Annotated in this window: 15 protein-coding genes and 1 tRNA gene; 6 read left to right on the forward strand and 10 right to left on the reverse strand. The window is 63.3% G+C overall.

All coding sequences use genetic code 11. The features are described 5' to 3' along the window. Positions 1–257: 257 nt before the first annotated feature. The 3 genes from NKJ91_RS15330 to NKJ91_RS15340 form a co-directional block, all read right to left on the reverse strand. The gene (locus tag NKJ91_RS15330; RefSeq protein WP_352456270.1) at positions 258–3,470 is read right to left on the reverse strand and encodes an AfsR/SARP family transcriptional regulator; all 3,213 of its coding nucleotides are present in this window, start codon (positions 3,468–3,470) and stop codon (positions 258–260) included. A 120-nt stretch (positions 3,471–3,590) separates the two neighbouring features. Next, on the reverse strand, positions 3,591–4,049 hold the full coding sequence (locus NKJ91_RS15335) for a hypothetical protein (RefSeq protein ID WP_352456271.1): 459 nt from the start codon (positions 4,047–4,049) through the stop codon (positions 3,591–3,593). A gap of 239 nt (positions 4,050–4,288) precedes the next feature. Next, positions 4,289–4,364, reverse strand: a tRNA-Ala gene (locus NKJ91_RS15340). A 164-nt stretch (positions 4,365–4,528) separates the two neighbouring features. Here NKJ91_RS15340 and NKJ91_RS15345 point away from each other — a divergent pair. The 3 genes from NKJ91_RS15345 to NKJ91_RS15355 all read left to right on the forward strand — a co-directional run bounded on the left by NKJ91_RS15345 (position 4,529) and on the right by NKJ91_RS15355 (position 6,156). Next, complete coding sequence (locus NKJ91_RS15345) at positions 4,529–4,819, forward strand: YggT family protein (RefSeq protein WP_023678162.1); 291 nt, start codon at positions 4,529–4,531, stop codon at positions 4,817–4,819. A gap of 13 nt (positions 4,820–4,832) precedes the next feature. Next, positions 4,833–5,153, forward strand: a complete 321-nt coding sequence (locus tag NKJ91_RS15350) for a DUF167 family protein (protein WP_352456272.1) — start codon at positions 4,833–4,835, stop codon at positions 5,151–5,153. A gap of 286 nt (positions 5,154–5,439) precedes the next feature. After that, positions 5,440–6,156 (forward strand): haloacid dehalogenase type II, encoded by a 717-nt coding sequence (locus NKJ91_RS15355; RefSeq protein WP_352456273.1) that lies wholly within the window; start codon positions 5,440–5,442, stop codon positions 6,154–6,156. 16 nt (positions 6,157–6,172) lie between these two features. On the opposite strand, the gene NKJ91_RS15360 is transcribed toward NKJ91_RS15355, so the two are convergent. The 7 genes from NKJ91_RS15360 to NKJ91_RS15390 all read right to left on the reverse strand — a co-directional run bounded on the left by NKJ91_RS15360 (position 6,173) and on the right by NKJ91_RS15390 (position 13,338). Continuing rightward, positions 6,173–7,141: an ABC transporter ATP-binding protein gene (locus NKJ91_RS15360; protein ID WP_352456274.1), complete on the reverse strand. Its 969-nt coding sequence runs from the start codon at positions 7,139–7,141 to the stop codon at positions 6,173–6,175. Next, a complete protein-coding gene (locus NKJ91_RS15365; protein WP_352456361.1) occupies positions 7,141–8,151 on the reverse strand; it encodes an ABC transporter ATP-binding protein in 1,011 nt (336 codons plus the stop codon). Before NKJ91_RS15365 ends, NKJ91_RS15360 begins: the two co-directional genes overlap by 1 nt. Beyond that, positions 8,148–9,065 carry a dihydrodipicolinate synthase family protein gene (locus NKJ91_RS15370; RefSeq protein ID WP_352456275.1) on the reverse strand — a complete coding sequence of 306 codons (918 nt, stop codon included), beginning with the start codon at positions 9,063–9,065 and terminating at the stop codon, positions 8,148–8,150. Before NKJ91_RS15370 ends, NKJ91_RS15365 begins: the two co-directional genes overlap by 4 nt. A gap of 18 nt (positions 9,066–9,083) precedes the next feature. Continuing rightward, complete coding sequence (locus NKJ91_RS15375) at positions 9,084–9,989, reverse strand: ABC transporter permease (RefSeq protein WP_023678168.1); 906 nt, start codon at positions 9,987–9,989, stop codon at positions 9,084–9,086. After that, positions 9,986–10,945, reverse strand: a complete 960-nt coding sequence (locus NKJ91_RS15380; RefSeq protein ID WP_352456276.1) for an ABC transporter permease — start codon at positions 10,943–10,945, stop codon at positions 9,986–9,988. The genes NKJ91_RS15375 and NKJ91_RS15380 overlap by 4 nt, the downstream gene beginning before the upstream one ends. A 66-nt stretch (positions 10,946–11,011) precedes the next feature. After that, positions 11,012–12,592 carry an ABC transporter substrate-binding protein gene (locus tag NKJ91_RS15385; protein WP_352456277.1) on the reverse strand — a complete coding sequence of 527 codons (1,581 nt, stop codon included), beginning with the start codon at positions 12,590–12,592 and terminating at the stop codon, positions 11,012–11,014. 32 nt (positions 12,593–12,624) lie between these two features. Then, positions 12,625–13,338, reverse strand: coding sequence for a FadR/GntR family transcriptional regulator (locus tag NKJ91_RS15390; RefSeq protein ID WP_031212077.1), 714 nt, complete (start codon positions 13,336–13,338; stop codon positions 12,625–12,627). A 97-nt stretch (positions 13,339–13,435) separates the two neighbouring features. Here NKJ91_RS15390 and NKJ91_RS15395 point away from each other — a divergent pair, with 97 nt between their 5' ends. From NKJ91_RS15395 to NKJ91_RS15405, 3 genes are read left to right on the forward strand one after another with little or no spacing between them, the layout of a single operon-like run. Next, on the forward strand, positions 13,436–14,407 hold the full coding sequence (locus NKJ91_RS15395; RefSeq protein ID WP_352456278.1) for a Gfo/Idh/MocA family protein: 972 nt from the start codon (positions 13,436–13,438) through the stop codon (positions 14,405–14,407). Further along, complete coding sequence (locus NKJ91_RS15400; protein ID WP_352456279.1) at positions 14,404–15,399, forward strand: Gfo/Idh/MocA family protein; 996 nt, start codon at positions 14,404–14,406, stop codon at positions 15,397–15,399. Before NKJ91_RS15395 ends, NKJ91_RS15400 begins: the two co-directional genes overlap by 4 nt. Continuing rightward, positions 15,389–16,339 (forward strand): dihydrodipicolinate synthase family protein, encoded by a 951-nt coding sequence (locus NKJ91_RS15405; RefSeq protein ID WP_352456280.1) that lies wholly within the window; start codon positions 15,389–15,391, stop codon positions 16,337–16,339. Before NKJ91_RS15400 ends, NKJ91_RS15405 begins: the two co-directional genes overlap by 11 nt. Positions 16,340–16,348: the final 9 nt, after the last annotated feature.

Genomic DNA, 16,348 nt, shown 5'->3' on the forward strand with positions numbered 1-16,348 from the left:
CAGAGCCTGCCAGTCGGTTTCGATCGAATCATTCGTTCCCATCTGGCCGAGGAATCACATCTCGATTCCACCAGTCCACATCTAAGTTAGCGCCTATGGGGCGGCTACCCTCTCTCAGCGTTCCTTTCTGACCCATTCGGCAGCGAAAGTCATAAGACAAGCAATTCCAGGAAAAGGGTGGAACGGTTTTCCGTCCGGAACTGTGCAAAAATAAAGAGATAGAGCGGTTCGGCGTTTCCGTGAAACGATGAACCGGTCTAGAGAAACGGGCGCACGAGCGAACGCAGCAAAGGCGAGGGCTCGTCATCGCCGGTCGAAGCGAGCGCGCGTTCATAGCGCCGGTAATCCTCGATGGCGCCGGCATGGTCGTTCCTGGAGAGGCTCTCCTGGATGAGCGTGCCATGGAGTTTGGCCGATTCCGGGTAGAAATCGAGCGCACGCCGGCACGCCTGGCGTGCCCGATCCGCGTTGCCCTGGCTCTGCCAGTGTTTGGCGATCCGCACGGCAAGCTCCACCAACCCGTCCCGCACCCGGTCGGCCGCGGCGTTCGACCAGGCGGGCGCCGGGCCGTTCGAGAAAAGCGGGCCGACAAAGCCTTCCAGCAGCATCTCCTGCTCCTCGATTGCGCTGTCTCTTTGGCCCGACAGGACGGGTTTCAGCCGGTCTTCCCAATCCTGCAGATCGATCCAGACCTTGTCGGCAGCGAGCCGCAAACGGCCTTCTCTCAGCGTTACGAGTTCGCCTTGCCCGAGCAATTTGCGCAGACGATGCAGCGCCTGCTCCAAGGCCGCTTTGGCCTGGTCGCCGTCGAGGTCGGGCCAGAGCCAATCCTGCAGGGTTTCCACCGAACAGACCTGGTCCCTCGACAGGCAGATAATGCGCAATATGTCGAGCGCGCGGGTAGGTTTGGCACCGGGCGCGACCTCGGCGCCATCGATCTCGAGGCGGAAGCCTCCCATCAAGTGGATCCTGAGCGGCCAAGGCCACTGGGCGGGTCGGCCAGCGGGCGGGACCAGATATCGCGCCCGAACGACGCGGCGGCAGAGATCGACGTCGATCTTTCGCTCCAGCGCATCGGCGACAAGATCGGCCAATAGGTCCGGCAGGTTGAGCAGGATTGCGGAGGGATTGACCTGGCGCAACGCCTCCATGAATTCAGCCAGACGACTGCCATAGGACGCGCCGCCGTTCCACTTCTGCTCCAGGGCCTGAGCGGCCAGAATGTTGAGTTCGACGCGCTGGCGAGGGCCGCCGCTCAGCCTTTCGACGATCTCCTGGAGTAGCGCAATGGCCTCCGCTGGACGCCGATCGGCCACCAGGACCTGGTATTTGGTAACGTAATGCGGCCAGCGTTCGATCATCGGCTCATTCGCCCGCTCGATCGCATCCATGAAGGCATCGCAGTCGAGATAAGCCTTGACGAAGTCGCCGTTGCGCGTGTGCATCGCCGCGTGGCAGTCGGCGACTACAGCGACCTGGGTTGTGAACCTGCTGTCCGCGATCTCGCCCAGCCGGGAGACGAGCGCATTGAATTCCGAGAACCTGTTGTGAAGCTTCATCAGCAATTGAAGCTGATAGAGGGCGCTGAACTCGACGCCCCGTAAGGCGTGCTGCTCGCCTATCGCCGTTGCGCGTCGCAACGCATCCTCGGCCGACGCATAGACAAAACCGCGCCGCGAATACGGGAAGTAACGGCCGCTGGCCGAGCCAAAGGACACCAGCCACATGCCGAGCACCAGCGGCGGGATATCCGGATGTTCGAGATCGGCGGCAACGCTGTCCACGGCATTGGCAAAAATGTCGCGCTGCCCCGACGAGGTCGCGTAGTCGATGAGCGCTTCGCTTGCCAGCAGGCGCAACTCGACCGAATCCTCGATCGGCAGATGTGTCAGGCGCTGCTGGATATCATTCACGAGGCGCTTCGCGTCATGGGCGTCGAATTCGCCAGGTTCGGCGAAATCGACGGCCCGCAGGATGCCGAGCCTGACCATCATGAGTTCCTCCGGATCCAACTCCGGCAATCCCTTGGCAAGAACCTGTGAGGCTCGGCGCGTCCAATCCGCCAGCCCCTCATGCGTACGCCAGCTGGCGGTCTTGACTACGACCGCCCGCGCCACCGTCAGGCATCGGCCGCGCATGTCGGTGTTCTCGAATGCTTGCCATGCCTTGGAGAAGTGCGGTTCGGCCTTCGCATCGTCCGATGCGAAGGCGACGCCCAGCCAATAATGGACCCACCCGTCCATCTGGTCAGGGGGCAGCCTGTTGCACCATTCGACGAAGCTGGCCCTGCGCCCTTGCGAGAGAACGCCGTTAGCGCACTCCAGAATGAGCTGGCGTGCCAGCGGCCAGGCGCCCGCCTGCAACGCCAGCACGATTGCCGCGTCGGTTTTGTCTGCCTCGTGCAGGACCTTTGCTGCCTGCTCGCGCAGCCTGGAACGGTCCGCTTCCGTCACGCGCCGGTCCAGTAGGCCGGCAAGGTATTCGCGCAACAAGTCATGCAGCTGGAAGGCGGCGCCGCCCGGACCGTCGCGCGTGATCAGCAGCTGGCGATGCTGCAGCCGCACCAGCAGGCGAGCAGCCTGCGGCGAGCCCAGGAACGCATCGGCAAGCTCCGTGCTGATCTCCGGCAGAACGTTGAGCCTGATAAGCAGATCCTGGTCCTCCGGCGCGATGTCGCGCAGGAAATAACGTCCGACAATCTCCCGAAGGCCGGCGCCTCCGGCAAGGCCGGTCTGCGAAAGCGGGTAGTACATTCCGGCGTTGGCCAGCAGGAGAAGGCCCACCGCCCAGCCGCGCGCCTCCGAAATGTCGCCGACCTCGGACGGCGATTGCGAGCGGGCGGTGACGAGGTTGCGAGCCTCCGCAGGCGAAAACTCCAGCAGCGTTTGGTTGAGGACCGGCAACTGTCCCGACAGCACGAGGTCGGCGACATCGCCCTCGGGCAGCATCCGCGATGTGCAGATGCAGCGGACGGTGTTGGGGCGTTCGCGCAACAGGATCGCCAGCGTCCGGCGAAAGCCTGGCGCATCGGCACGATGCAGATCGTCGAGGACCAGGATCGTGCCCGGATCAAGCCGCGAGAAATAGGTGCGGAAGAACAGCCGCGCGAAATCGTCGGAATTGTCGGCATATTCCGGACCAAAGACCGGCATGCCGGCATGCCTGCCGTCGAGCGACAGCGTCAGATAGTGGAAAAGGCGCGCAACGTCCTGGTCCTCGGTGTCGACCCGATACCAGTTATACGCCGATTCGCCTTGCTTCAGCCCGCCGTGTTCCAGCCCGCCGTGTTCCAGAAAGTCGATCACCGCGGTGGTCTTGCCGTATCCACCAGGCGCAGCCAGCCAGCATGCACCGCTGTCGAGGGCCTGCGAAAGCAGCGCCACTACGCGCGGACGGCTGACAATTCCCACTGGCCGGGGTGCCGAGAGCTTTGCTATCTCGCGCGGCGCGTCCCGGAAGGATTTATCCATTGTGAGGACTCTCGCAGCGCAGTCGCCTCGCGAAAACAGGTAATCGGTTCGCCCGCAACAACAAATCGCCGGCCGGCGTTGTGCTCGTCTGACGTGCCGTGCTCGCCGGCAAGGTCGCGGTTATCCCTTGTGCGACATGATATGCGAAACCCCGACACTCACGTCGGCGGTGTGTCTTGCCATCACTGCGTTCATTCGCATTGCAATCGTCGCATAGCCGTTTCGTTCGTGGTCGGTAACTTCCGAGGGCTTGAAGAGCCAAGGAAGGGGTGCAACCTGCGCGTCCTCGAAATTGGCCGGCAGGTTCGATGGCAACGCTTTTTTCCCTAAAGGCAGCTCTAGCCCAAGGTCGCTAAATTCCTCCTCGAGACTGGCGTGCAGATGAGAAAGCACCACATAGATCGCCAGCTTTGATCTAGTCCTTTCTGTGTTGTTTTGATTGTACTCTTGAAGAACCTCATCGAACGATGGCGATACGTCGCTTTCCGCAGCGGTGGCTCGTGTTGCAACAGCACCGGCCAGGGCAGTCGCTGCCATTCCTGTAAGACCTACAAAATCACGCCTTGTCGCGCTGGTCATGGTGAATTCCCCTCGGTTTTGAAGACGGACCAAGTCTGGCAAGGACGAGGCGCAGTAGCAATAGGCCGCATACGCTACTGGTGTAGAGGGCCTTTACGTCGCCGATGTGAATCCACCCGGCGATGACACTGCCAAGCCGGCAGAGGCTCGCGATGCATTCGGTTGCTTCAGCTGAGGATAGCCATGGACTCCAAGCGGGTCTTCGGCATGCAACCAGGCAAGGGATTCTAAAAATCCGCTGGTGGAGCTGAGGAGGATCGAACTCCTGACCTCGTCATTGCGAACGACGCGCTCTCCCAGCTGAGCTACAGCCCCGTCCAGCGGATGGGGCTTTTATCGGCCGCTGCGGTTTCCTGTCAAGGCTGCGCTTGCTGCCGAAATGCCGCTCGGCCGTTTGTCCGGCCTCGCCATGCGGCAGAAGGCGGCTCTTGCCGCTTTCCCCTACAGTGGCTACATGTCGGCAACAATCGGAGACCGGCATGATCGCCCTCATTCAGACCATTGTCATGGCGCTTGACCTTTACTGGTGGATCATCATCGCCTCGGCGATATTTTCCTGGCTCTACGCCTTCAACGTCGTCAACTCTCGCAACCAGTTCGTCGACACCATCAGCAACATGCTCTATCGGCTAACCGAGCCGGCGCTGCGGCCGATCCGCCGCTTCATGCCCGACCTCGGCGGCATCGACATCTCGCCGATCATCCTGCTGCTGATCCTGTTCTTCATCCGGCAGTTCCTGCTCACCACCGTACTTTCGCTGGTCGTCTGAGCCCAGGGCGTCGATGAGCGCGCCGTTTCGCACGCGCGCCGACGGCATCGACCTGTTCGTCCGGCTGACGCCGAAATCAGCGATGGACAGGCTCGAGGGGCCCGAAACGACCGCGGATGGGCGAAGCCATCTGAAGGCTCGCGTCCGCGCCGTGCCGGAAAACGGCGCCGCCAATCGAGCGCTGGAAAGGCTGGTCGCCAAGGCGCTTGGCGTGGCCGCTTCGGCCGTCTCGATCGTCGCCGGCGGCACCGCTCGGCTGAAGACGCTGCGCGTGCTTGGCGATCCCGCGGAGCTGGCGAAACGCATCGATACGCTGGGCACGCCTGCGCCGTGATCTCGGCTCGCTGATCCACCCTAGAAAAAAGGCCGGGCTGAAAAGCCCGGCCAAGATGTGAAGGTCGAAACCTTCAGAGGGGAACGCGCCGAACGAATGGGAGGAAACATCCGACGCGAATTGCATATGGGTTGGCATCGACGACGTTTCAATGAGGTCGGGGGAACCACCGTCGCGATCACGCTTTTAAACATTTCGACTATCTGATCAGCAGCTCGACAAGTCGATCCGTCCTACCGCGCCTGACGCGGGAGGACACGTATCGCAACCCGGACCGGAAAGCTCAATGACCAGTGCTACTCGAGTTCTATTCTTCGATGTTCTGGGAACAGTCGTTGACTGGCGCAGCGGTATCGCAAGGGAGGCCGGCGCCTTCCTCGCGCGAGTTGGTGCAGAGCAGGTCGATCCCGGTGAATTCGCTGATGCGTGGGCGTCGCGCTATGACGCCTCGACCGAGGCGGTGCGGACGGGGTACCGGCCTTTCGTTTCACTTGACGTGATCAACAGGGAGAATCTGGACGCCACCCTCGTCCAGTTCGGGCTGGCCCCATCCGAGCTGCCGACCGCCGAACTTGAGGAACTCAACCTCGCCTGGCACCGGCTGGAGCCGTGGCCCGATTCGCTGAAAGGCCTTGCGAGGCTAAAGGAACGCTTCATCATCGTGCCCTTGTCAGGGGCCAATACCCGGCTGTTGCTGGATATGGCCAAGCGCGCCGGCCTGCCTTGGGACACCGTCCTTGGCTCGGATGTGTTCGGCACCTACAAGCCTGCGCCGCAGGCTTATCTCCGCGCAGTGGAGATCCTGGTGGTGCGACCTTCGGAGGCCGTGTTGGTCGCCGCGCATAATGACGACCTGGCTGCGGCGCGAAGGTGCGGTATCGGAACCGCCTTTGTTGCTCGGCCAAAAGAGCATGGCCCGGCGCAGACGACCGATCTCTCGCCTCTTGAGAGCTGGGACTTTGTGGCCGACGACCTTGTCCATCTCGCCCAAGTTCTCCCGTAGGCACAGGGCAGAAAACCTAAGCGATGTCGTCGCGGATGCAGGCCTTCAGATGGCCCTCGGCTGTCGCCCTCAGCGGCGGTACAGCCCCGGCGCAAGCCTCCAGCGCGAACGGGCAACGGGTCCGGAAAACGCAGCCCGACGGCGGATTTGCCGGACTGGGAATATCCCCTTTGAGCACTTGTCGGCCTTGCCTGGCCAGCGGATCGAGCGATGGAATGGCTGACAGCAGCGCGCGCGTGTAGGGATGCTGCGGCCGGGCATAAAGCTCGGCCGCCGGCGCAACCTCCATGATGCGCCCGAGATAGAGCACGATGACCGTGTCGCAGATGTACTCGACGACAGCCAGATCGTGCGAAATGAACAGCATGGTCAGGCCGAGCCGGAGCTGCAGGTCGCGCAACAGATTGATGATTTGCGCCTGGATCGAGACGTCGAGTGCCGAGACCGGCTCGTCGGCAACGATGAATTCCGGCTCGAGCGTCAGCGCCCGGGCGATGCCGATGCGCTGGCGCTGGCCGCCCGAAAATTCATGGGCGTAACGGTCATAGGCGTCGACCGGCAACTCGACCGCGGCAAGTGCCTTCTCGGCCTTCGCCCGCCGCTCGGACTTCTTGCCGATGCCTTGAATGTCCAGGCCTTCGGTGAGGATCTGCCCTATTGTCATGCGCGGCGACAGGCTGGCGAAGGGATCCTGGAAAATATACTGCATCTTGCGGCGCTGGCGGCGCAACTGGGCGGCACCCAGCCTGGTGATGTCGGTGCCGTCATAGTTGATTTGGCCGGATGTCGGCTCAATCAGACGCAGCACCGAGCGGCCGATCGTCGTCTTGCCGGACCCGGATTCGCCGACCAGGCCGACCACCTGGCCACGCCTGATATCGAAGGAAATATCCTCCAACGCCCTTACGACGGGTCCGCGCGAGAACGCTGTCGGCGCAAAATGCTTGGTCAGGTTTTTGACCGAAAGGAAAGGAACGTCGGCCATCAGAGCTCCTCCCAACGCAGGCAGCGGCTTTGCTGGGTCCGCGTTGCCGCAAACAATGGAGGGACCGCGGCGCGGCAGGCAGCGATAGCCATCGGGCAACGCGGCGCGAAGGAACAGCCTTTGGGCAGCAAGGCGAGCGACGGAACATTTCCGGCAATGGTCGGCAGCGGCGTTCCCGCCGCCTTCAGCGCCGTGGCCTGTCCGAGCCGCGGCACCGAGCGCATCAACCCGGCGGTGTAGGGATGACGCGGACGGGTGAACACTTCGCTCACCGGACCTGTTTCGACGATACGCCCCGCATACATCACCGCTACCCGGTCGGCGATTTCGGCGACGACGCCGAGATTGTGGGTGACGAACAGGATGCCCATGCCGCGCTGCGCCTGCAGTTCGGCCAAAAGATCGAGGATCTGGGCCTGTATGGTGACGTCCAGCGCGGTCGTCGGCTCGTCGGCGATCAGCAAGCCTGGATCGCAGGACAGGGCCATGGCTATGGTAGCGCGCTGGCGCATCCCGCCCGAAAGTTCGTGCGGATATTGCCGCGCCCGCCGCTTCGGATCGGGAATGCCGACCTGTTCCAGCAGCCGCACCGCGTCTGCTTCTGCCTCGCGGTGCGATTTGCCGAGATGGATGCGGATCGGTTCGGCGATCTGCTCGCCGATCGTGTAGACCGGGTTGAGGCTGGTCATCGGCTCCTGGAACACCATGCCGATCTCATTGCCGCGTATCTTGCGCAGCGACTCGGCATCGAGGCTGGTCAGCTCGGTGACCGTGCCGTTCTTGCGCCGCAGCGCGATCGACTCCTCGGCGATATGTCCGACCCTCTTTGGCAACAGGCCGATGATCGACAGGCTGGTGACGGACTTGCCGGACCCGGATTCGCCGACGAGCGCCACCGTCTCGCCGGAGCCGATCGTCAGGTCGACATCCGTTACCGCCGCGATGTCGCGGCCCGCGATGCGGAACACCGCGCGCAGGCCGGAAATCGAGAGGATCGGCATGGCGCTCAGCGGAGCAGCCCCACATCGCGAAGGATCATTTCGATCTTTGCGGTTTCCTCGTCGTTCAGGCTGCGCTGCGGCCGCGCCATGGTGTTCGACGCGATGATGCCGAGGCTCTTCATCGCCGCCTTGAAGGCGCCGACGCCGGCCGAGCCGGCGCTTGTCCTGCCGAGCGAGATCCAGACGATCTCGAACAGTTTCAACAACCGCTCCTGCTCCAGGCGGGCTTCGGCATGCTGGCCCGCCTGCGTCAGCTTCCACAGCCTGACATAACCATGCGGGTCGACATTGGCGAGCCCCGGGACGACGCCATGCGCACCCATCGCCAGCACGCTGTCGACCAGGATCTCGGAGCCGGTCATGCCGAAGAAACCGGGGTCGTCGGCCATGTCCTTGAGCACGTAACGCAGATTGCCGTCATCGCCGCTGGAATCCTTGATGCCCGCAATGGCGCCTTCCCTGGCGAGGCCGACCGTGGTCTTGCGCTCCAGCTTGATGTGAACGCAGACCGGGATATCGTAGGCGATGACCGGAATGTCGATCGCATCCTTGATATAGCGGAAGTGGTCGCCGATCTCCGGCTGGCTGGTGCGGGTATAAAACGGCGCGGTGACGACGATGGCGTCGGCGCCGGCCGATCTGGCGATCCGGGCGTGGTTGATGACGCGGTCGGTAGTCGGGTCGATTACCCCAGCGAAGATCGGAACCCGGCCGTTATTGACCTTGACCGCGTGCTCGAGGATGGCCCTGCGGCCCGCCTCGTCGTGGAAGACCACCTCGCTGGTCGAGCCGAGCACAAACAGCCCGTGAACACCACCGTCGAGCAGGTTCTCGATAGTGCGGGTGAACGACGGGAAGTCGATGCTGAAATCGGCATTGAGCGGGGTGACGACAGGTGGCACGACGCCGGTAAACAGGGGCATTTTGATGAACCTTTGAGGTCAGTTGAGATCGGAGCGAGGGTCGAATGCGTCGCGCAAGCCGTCGCCGATGAAATTGATGGCGAGCACGGTGAGCACCAGTGCGGCGCCCGGGAACATCCATTGCCAGGGGTAATTTTCAAGCACGACGGTGGAGCGGGCGAGATTGAGCATGTTGCCCCAGCTGGCTTCGGGCGGTGCGATGCCGAGGCCGAGGAAGGACAGGCCGGCCTCGAGCAGGATGGCGTTGGCGATCTGCAAGGTGGCGTAGACGACCAGGATATCGATGCAGTTGGGCAGGCCGTGCCGGAACAAGAGATGCGGCAGCCCTGCCCCCATGCCGCGGGCAGCGACGACAAAATCGCGCTCGCGCAGTTCGAGCAGCCGGGCGCGCACCATGCGCGACAGCACCGGCCAGGAGAGCAGCGAGATCACCAGGATGGTCGGGGCGATGCCGGTGCCGGCAATCGAAGCCAGCACCAGCAGGAAGATCACCGGCGGCAGCGTCATCGCCAGGTCGACCAGGCGCATCACCGTGCCGTCGACAAGACGCCCGCCAAAGCTGGCGACGGCACCGACCAGGAAGCCGATGACGGTGGAGATGGCGACCGAGCTGACGGCAACCAGCAATGAGATCCGCCCGCCTTGCAGCAACCGGGCCATGACGTCGCGCCCGACGCCGTCGCTGCCCAGCCAATGAATGGCCGACGGCGCCTTGTTCATTGCTCGGAGGTCGATGGTGTTAGGACCGAACGGCCACCACAAAGGATAGGTCGAAACAGCCAGCAGGATCGGAATGACGATCAAAAGCCCGGCACGCGCCGCGCGGTTTTCAAAAAAGCGGTCGAGCGCGCGGCGAAGCGGGCCTTTGGTTTGCGGCACGGCTGTCGGGTCAACTGTAGGATCTGGCGCCGTGATTGCCATCATGCCACCTGAATGCGCGGGTCGACGACGGCATAGACGACGTCGGTCAAGAGGTTGACCAGGATGACGCAAACGCCGATCACCAGGGTAGCGCCCATGATCACCGGGTAATCGCGGGTGCCGACGGCGTTGACCAGAAGCAGTCCCATGCCCGGCCAGTTGAACACGCTTTCCAGGAAGATGGCGCCGCCGATGGCGATGCCGACAGTCGAGCCGATCAAGGTAATGACCGGCAAGAGCGCATTGCGGGTCGCGTGCTTGATGATCACCCAGAACTCGCGCACGCCCTTGGCACGCGCCGTCCGCACGTAATCCTGGTTGAGCACTTCCAGCAGCGAGGCGCGCATGTAACGCATGATCAGCGCGGCATGGCCGACGGACAGCAGGCAGGCGGGCAGGACGAGGTGCGCAAGCACATCCGTCGCCGAGAACGGCGCACCCGCGGTCTGCATGCCGCCGGACGGCGCCCAGCGCAGCAGCACCGAGAAGAAATAGAGACCGAGCAGCGCCGTCAGAAAAGCCGGGCTGGAGATACCGATAAACGACAGCACCGACAGCGCGATGTCGGATGGTTCGTTACGGCGCACCGCGCTGAAAATGCCGGCGGAAATGCCGAGCACGATGGCGATCGCCAGGCCCGTACCCATCAGCAGCGCCGTCGGGCCGATGCGTTCCATGACCAGTGGCAGCACGGCAATGCCGCTGCGCTGGATCGAATAGCCGAAGTCACCGCTCAGCGCCGCGCGCAGCCAGGCGAGATATTGCACGGGAAGCGGCCGATCGAGCCCGAGCCGTTCGCGCAGGCCCTCGAGGTCGGAAGCCGACATGGGGACCGATGGGTTGATATAGGCGTCGATCGGATCGCCCGGCGCCAGCCGCAACAGGATGAAGATGAGGACGCTGAGCGCGACCAGCATCAGCAATCCTGTGGCGCTGCGGCGGGCGATGAAGCTCAACATGGGCTTTCCGTGGCGGTGGCAGGCGGCGCCAAAGTGGTCCCGCCTGCTCGCTTGGTTGCGGGTTTCTTACTGGATGTCCCAGCGCTCGGGGTGAGCTGCGTAGGGGCCGCCGCCCGGCGCCGGCGTCCAGACGAAGTCATGCAGCTTGTTGGAGGCTACGCCATAGCGGTTGGCCACCCACAACGTCGCCCAGGGTAGGTCCTTGTTCATGACCTTGCAGACCCCCTGCCAGGATTGATCGAGCTTGGCCGGATCGGTTTGGCCTAGCGCGGCGTCCAATGCGGTGCCCAGATCGTCGAACTCGATGCGCATGGTGTTGAAGCCTGCCGGCGGGATCTGCGACTTGTTGAGGCCGGGATTGAGGCCGGCCGGGTTGGGGCCGTTCTGCAGGCCGGCATAGACCATCGGAAAGGCGTTCCAGTCCGGCGTGCCTTGCTTGTAGACGATGCCGTTGTAGGTCGGCGTATCGACGACCCGCGGCACCACATTGATGCCGACCTCGGCCAGCATCGACTGGACAGCGGCCATCACATTGGCCGCTTGCGGCGAGCCGTAATAGGTCAGCAAGGTGATCGGCTTGTCGCCGTTGATCTTGTCCCAGCCGGCCTCGCTCAGCAGCGCCTTGGCCTTTGCCGGATCGTAGGCATAGGGTTCGAGGCCTGCGGGAACGAGATGCGGCGCGACATAGCCGCAATTGGCTGGCTCGGCGGCACCGCCGTAGAGGCTGTCGATGATGGCGTTGCGATCGATCGCGTACATGATCGCCTGGCGGACACGGATATCCCTAAACAGGTCGACCTTCTGGTTCAGGCCGATATAGTTGACCACGTACGAGGCACCTTCGATCACCTTGAAATTGCTGTCGCTCTTGAACGATGCCGCATCGTCGGGCTCGACATAAGTGAACTGGATTTCGCCGGCACGGAGCGCGGCAACGGCCGCCGCCGGCGACTCGAAATAGCGGTTGATGAGCACGTCTATCTTCGGCTTGCCGCCGCGATAATCGTCATCGGCTGCCAGTTCGACATATTGGTCGGTCACGTAGCGCTTGAACTTGAACGGGCCGGTGCCGACCGGAGTGGTCGACCACCAGGTGCTTGTCGCCAGCGATTCCGGCGGCAGAGCGGCCAGGGCATGCTCCGGCAGGATCATCAGCTGCGAGAGGATGGATAGAAACGAGCCGTTCGGTTTCGATAGCTTCACCACTGCGGTGTGGTCATCCGGGGCATCGACCGAGGCGATGTTGGCGAGGCGGGCGGCAAACAGGCTGCCGGAGGCCTTGTTCTTGGCAAGCTCGAGGGTGAACTTGACGTCCTTCGAGGTGAACGGTTTGCCGTCATGCCAGGTCTCGTTGACCAGGTTGAACGTATAGCTCAGCTGGTCGTCGCTGATCTTGTAGTCCTTGGCGAGGTCGCCTTCGATATCGGCCAGCCCGGCATTGTAGATGACCAGCGGTTCAAAATAGGTGCTGAGCCAGGTGTAGCCGCCGGTCGCCACCAGCGGGTTGAAGTTCTTGGGAAAACCGCCGGGGCCGACGTCGAAGCCGCCCGCAATGGTCTTGGCGCTTTGTGCCTGGACACTGGTCAATGGGGCAATGCTGGCGAGCAGCAGCCCGGCGACTGAGAATGCGATGGTCCTGATACGCATGGTTTCCTCCCTTGGCATAGTCAGGTTGTTCTTCAGCTTGTTCGGTTTTTTGCGATAACCTGCTGGATCCCCCGGTAATGGTCGTCGAGTCGCCGACGCGCCTGGTCGACGTCCTTGGCGGCGACAGCCTCGACGATCTCGTGATGGTCGCGCCATGTCGCCAGCGGCGTCGGATTATCGAGATTGGTGAAATTCGAGGCCTTGTTGAACGCCGTCCAGAAGATGTCGATCAGCGCGCTCAGCATGTGATTGTTCTGGCAGCGGAACAGCAGCTGATGGAATTGCTGGTCCTCTTCGGCGAAGCTCTCATGGCGCTCGGCACGTTGCCGCATGCGCTCGGTCAACTGGCGCAGCGCCTCGATGTCCTCGGCACTGATCATCTCGATCGTCTTGGCGATGAGGCCGGTTTCCAGCACGCGACGGATTTCGCGCAGCTCTTCGACATCGCGCAGCGAATCCTGCAAACCGTAGGCCAGGTTATCCAGCAGCGGCTTGAACGAGAACTCCTTGACGAACACGCCGATGCCGCGTCGCGTCTCCAGGATGCCGATCGATTCCAGCGCCTTGATGGCTTCCCGCACGGAGTTGCGGCCGACGCCGAGCCGCTGCGCCAGGAACGTCTCCGGCGGCAGGGGATCGCCTGCCTTGAGCTGGTTGCTTTCGATATAGGCCCTGAGGCTTTCCTGCACGGTGACGTGAAGCAGCGGCGGTCTGCTCAACGGTTCGATCGACTTCAGTTCCGCCATCCCACTGCCTTCATCATCCGCTGAAGCTTGACCGCCGCTTGTCGTATAGCCACTTGTAGGATATCCTGCAAGCCCATAACAAACCTGCTGCCTCCGAATGAAGATTACCCTCGCCGGCTCGAGCCACTGGCACGCCGAAATACACCTCGACGCCGCACGCTTTTACGGCACGGAGATCGCCGGTATCTGGGACGAGGATCCTGGCCAAGCGCAAGCGTTCGCCGCGCACCACGACCTGCCGTTTATCCAGGATTTCAAGGAGATACTCTCCAGCCCACCGGATGTGATCCTGTTGATGGGGCACCCTTCGATGGTGCCGGCGCGGGCACGTGCGATCATCGCGGCAAGGATACCGCTGATCCTGGAGAAGCCGGCGGCCAGCCATACGAGGGAACTGATGGCACTGCGCGACCTTGCCAGGCAGTACCAGGCTTTTGTCGCTGTTCCCCTGCCCAACCGTTTCGGGCCGGCCGTTGCCGGCCTTGAACGGCTGCGCCGGCAAGGTCGCGCCGGCCCCGTGGCGCATTGCCAGTTCCGGCTGGTCAACGGCCCACCGCAACGCTACATCGCCGACGGTGTCGCCTGGGTGCTCGATCCGGCGGTTGGTGGCGGGGGTGCGTTGAGGAATCTCGGCATACACGGCGTCGACGCGGCACTCAGCCTCGCAACCGGCAAGCTCGGCCTGAAAAGCGTTTCGATCGCGAACCGCATCCATCCCGGCCCGGTCGAGGATCACGCACTTCTGGTGCTGGAAGACGAGGCCGGCGCGCTGTTCATCGTCGAGGCCGGTTACACCTTTGCTTCGATGCGCCCCGGCGGTGACTTCGAGTGGCGCATCGTCAGTGCCAATGCCACCCTCATCGATCATGGCGACCATGTTATCTGCGCAACGCTCGACGACGCGGCAATCGTCGACTTGCCGGTCGAACTGCCGGCAACGCGCTATCGTCTGTTCATGCGCGATACGCTTGACCGGCTGGCCAGAAAGGCGCCTCCGCCGGTGTCCATCGAAGATTATGTTGCGGCGATGTCGCTGATCGACGCCGCTTATCAAAAGGCAGGACCATGATTGGAATAGGAATTATCGGCGCCGGCGATTTCGGCTCAGCCCATGCGCGGGCAATCCGTGAGGTTGGCGGCATTCGTCTCGTCGCCGCCTCTCGAGGAAATGCCGACGCACTGCAGCAATTCACCGCTGAACATGGCGGCCGCGGCTACGCGGACTGGCGAAGGCTGCTGGACGACAAGGAGGTCGATGCGGTCCTCATTGCCAGCCCGCACCATCTCCATGCCGAAATGGCCATCGGCGCGGCAAAGGCCGGCAAGCATATCCTGCTCGAAAAACCGATGGCGCCGACGGTGGCTGCCTGCGATGCGATCAACGCCGCCGTGGCCAAGGGTGGCGTCAAGCTGATGGTCGCCCACCTCATGCATTTCGCCCTGCCCTGCATGGCGGCCAGGCAAATTCTGGAGGAAGGCGAGCTCGGCCGGCCGCTCGCCGGATCGAGCTGGATCATCAAGCTGTGGATGGAGCACAATCGCCGCGACTGGCATCTGCGCAAGGCGACCGGCGGCGGCATGCTGTTGACGGCCGGCATCCACGCGGTCGATCGCCTGGTCTGGCTGATGGATGACGATGTCGTGTCGGTGAGCGGCATGCTCGGCGCCAAGTTCCATGACCAGGAAGCAGACGACAGCGCTCTGCTCGGATTGCGCTTCGCCGGCGGCGGCATCGGCCAGGTGCAGAGCGTCGGCTATCGCACCGGCGCCACCACCTACGCCATGGATCTGGTCTGCGAGCGGGGAACGCTGCGCATCGACATGGACCGCGGCACCATGCTTGGCCGCGAGACGGTCTGGACCGAGCTGCCCGGTTCCTTTGAGCCGAACTGGATGCATAACGCGCTGGTGCGCGAATGGAGCGCAATGCGCGATGCCATTGCCGATGACACGCCGGTGCCGGTCGACGGCATCTATGCGCGCAAGATCATCGCCATTATCGAGGCTGCCTTCGCGTCGAACGAAACCCGCCGCGAACACGAGATCGCCGGTGGACGCTGACCTCGACGACCATCTGGCCCGCTTGCCCGCACACGCACCGCGCGGCATCTGGGGCGCGGTGATGCTGGCCATCGACGATCGCGGAGCGATCGACTGGCAGGCGACGGAAGAGACGATCGCCCGGCTCTGCGCCTCAGGCGTCGACGGCGTCTATTCCAATGGCACGGCCTGCGAATTCCATTGCCAGACCGAGCCCGAATTCGACCGGCTTTGTGAGTTGGTCGCAACCATAGCCGGCCGCGCGCGCCTTCCTTTCCAGATCGGCATCAGCCAGTCCAATCCGCGCGTCGCGCTGGAGCGACTGGCGCGGGTCGCCGGACTTCGCCCGGCGGCGGTGCAGTTCACGCTGCCCGACTGGTGGCCGCCCAGCGACGACGAGGTCATGCGCTTTGCCGGCGGCATGTGCGACGCCGCGCCTGAAACGCCGCTGGTGCTCTACAATCCGCCGCACGCCAAGCGCCACCTGACGCTCGACGGCATCGCCAGTCTGCGTGCGGCCGTGCCATCGCTGGTCGGCGCCAAGCTGCCGGGCGGCGACGCCGGCTGGTATGCCGACATGCGCCGCAAACTGGACGGATTTTCCGTCTTCGTCCCCGGCCACACGCTGGCAACAGGCTATGCTGGAGGGGCCCATGGCAGCTATTCCAACGTTGCCTGCCTCAACCCGAAGGGCGCGATGATGTGGTGGCAGATAATCCGCACCGACATGGCCGCCGCTGCCGAGGTCGAGGCCCGCATACAGGCCTTCCTCGCCGCAAATGTCCTACCGTTTCGCACCCGTTACAATGTCGGTGATGCAGCACTCGACAAGGCGATGGCGGCAGCCGGCGGCTGGGCGCCGCTCGGCCCGCGACTGCTCTGGCCCTACAGCTCCGTTCCCGATCAGGAAATACCGGCGCTGGCCAGGGCGGCTCACGCGGCTTTCCCGGAATGGTGGTAGACCCGTCAC

It is taken from the genome of Mesorhizobium sp. M0040, assembly GCF_040323505.1.
Classification (GTDB): Bacteria; Pseudomonadota; Alphaproteobacteria; order Rhizobiales; family Rhizobiaceae; genus Mesorhizobium.

Excerpts from the sequence above, each read along its gene's own strand:
- NKJ91_RS15330 (WP_352456270.1), bottom strand. The coding sequence starts at position 3,470 with ATGGATAAATCCTTCCGGGACGCGCCGCGCGAGATAGCAAAGCTCTCG.
- NKJ91_RS15335 (WP_352456271.1), bottom strand. The coding sequence starts at position 4,049 with ATGACCAGCGCGACAAGGCGTGATTTTGTAGGTCTTACAGGAATGGCA.
- NKJ91_RS15345 (WP_023678162.1), top strand. The coding sequence starts at position 4,529 with ATGATCGCCCTCATTCAGACCATTGTCATGGCGCTTGACCTTTACTGG.
- NKJ91_RS15350 (WP_352456272.1), top strand. The coding sequence starts at position 4,833 with ATGAGCGCGCCGTTTCGCACGCGCGCCGACGGCATCGACCTGTTCGTC.
- NKJ91_RS15355 (WP_352456273.1), top strand. The coding sequence starts at position 5,440 with ATGACCAGTGCTACTCGAGTTCTATTCTTCGATGTTCTGGGAACAGTC.
- NKJ91_RS15360 (WP_352456274.1), bottom strand. The coding sequence starts at position 7,141 with ATGGCCGACGTTCCTTTCCTTTCGGTCAAAAACCTGACCAAGCATTTT.
- NKJ91_RS15370 (WP_352456275.1), bottom strand. The coding sequence starts at position 9,065 with ATGCCCCTGTTTACCGGCGTCGTGCCACCTGTCGTCACCCCGCTCAAT.
- NKJ91_RS15375 (WP_023678168.1), bottom strand. The coding sequence starts at position 9,989 with ATGATGGCAATCACGGCGCCAGATCCTACAGTTGACCCGACAGCCGTG.
- NKJ91_RS15380 (WP_352456276.1), bottom strand. The coding sequence starts at position 10,945 with ATGTTGAGCTTCATCGCCCGCCGCAGCGCCACAGGATTGCTGATGCTG.
- NKJ91_RS15385 (WP_352456277.1), bottom strand. The coding sequence starts at position 12,592 with ATGCGTATCAGGACCATCGCATTCTCAGTCGCCGGGCTGCTGCTCGCC.
- NKJ91_RS15390 (WP_031212077.1), bottom strand. The coding sequence starts at position 13,338 with ATGGCGGAACTGAAGTCGATCGAACCGTTGAGCAGACCGCCGCTGCTT.
- NKJ91_RS15395 (WP_352456278.1), top strand. The coding sequence starts at position 13,436 with ATGAAGATTACCCTCGCCGGCTCGAGCCACTGGCACGCCGAAATACAC.
- NKJ91_RS15400 (WP_352456279.1), top strand. The coding sequence starts at position 14,404 with ATGATTGGAATAGGAATTATCGGCGCCGGCGATTTCGGCTCAGCCCAT.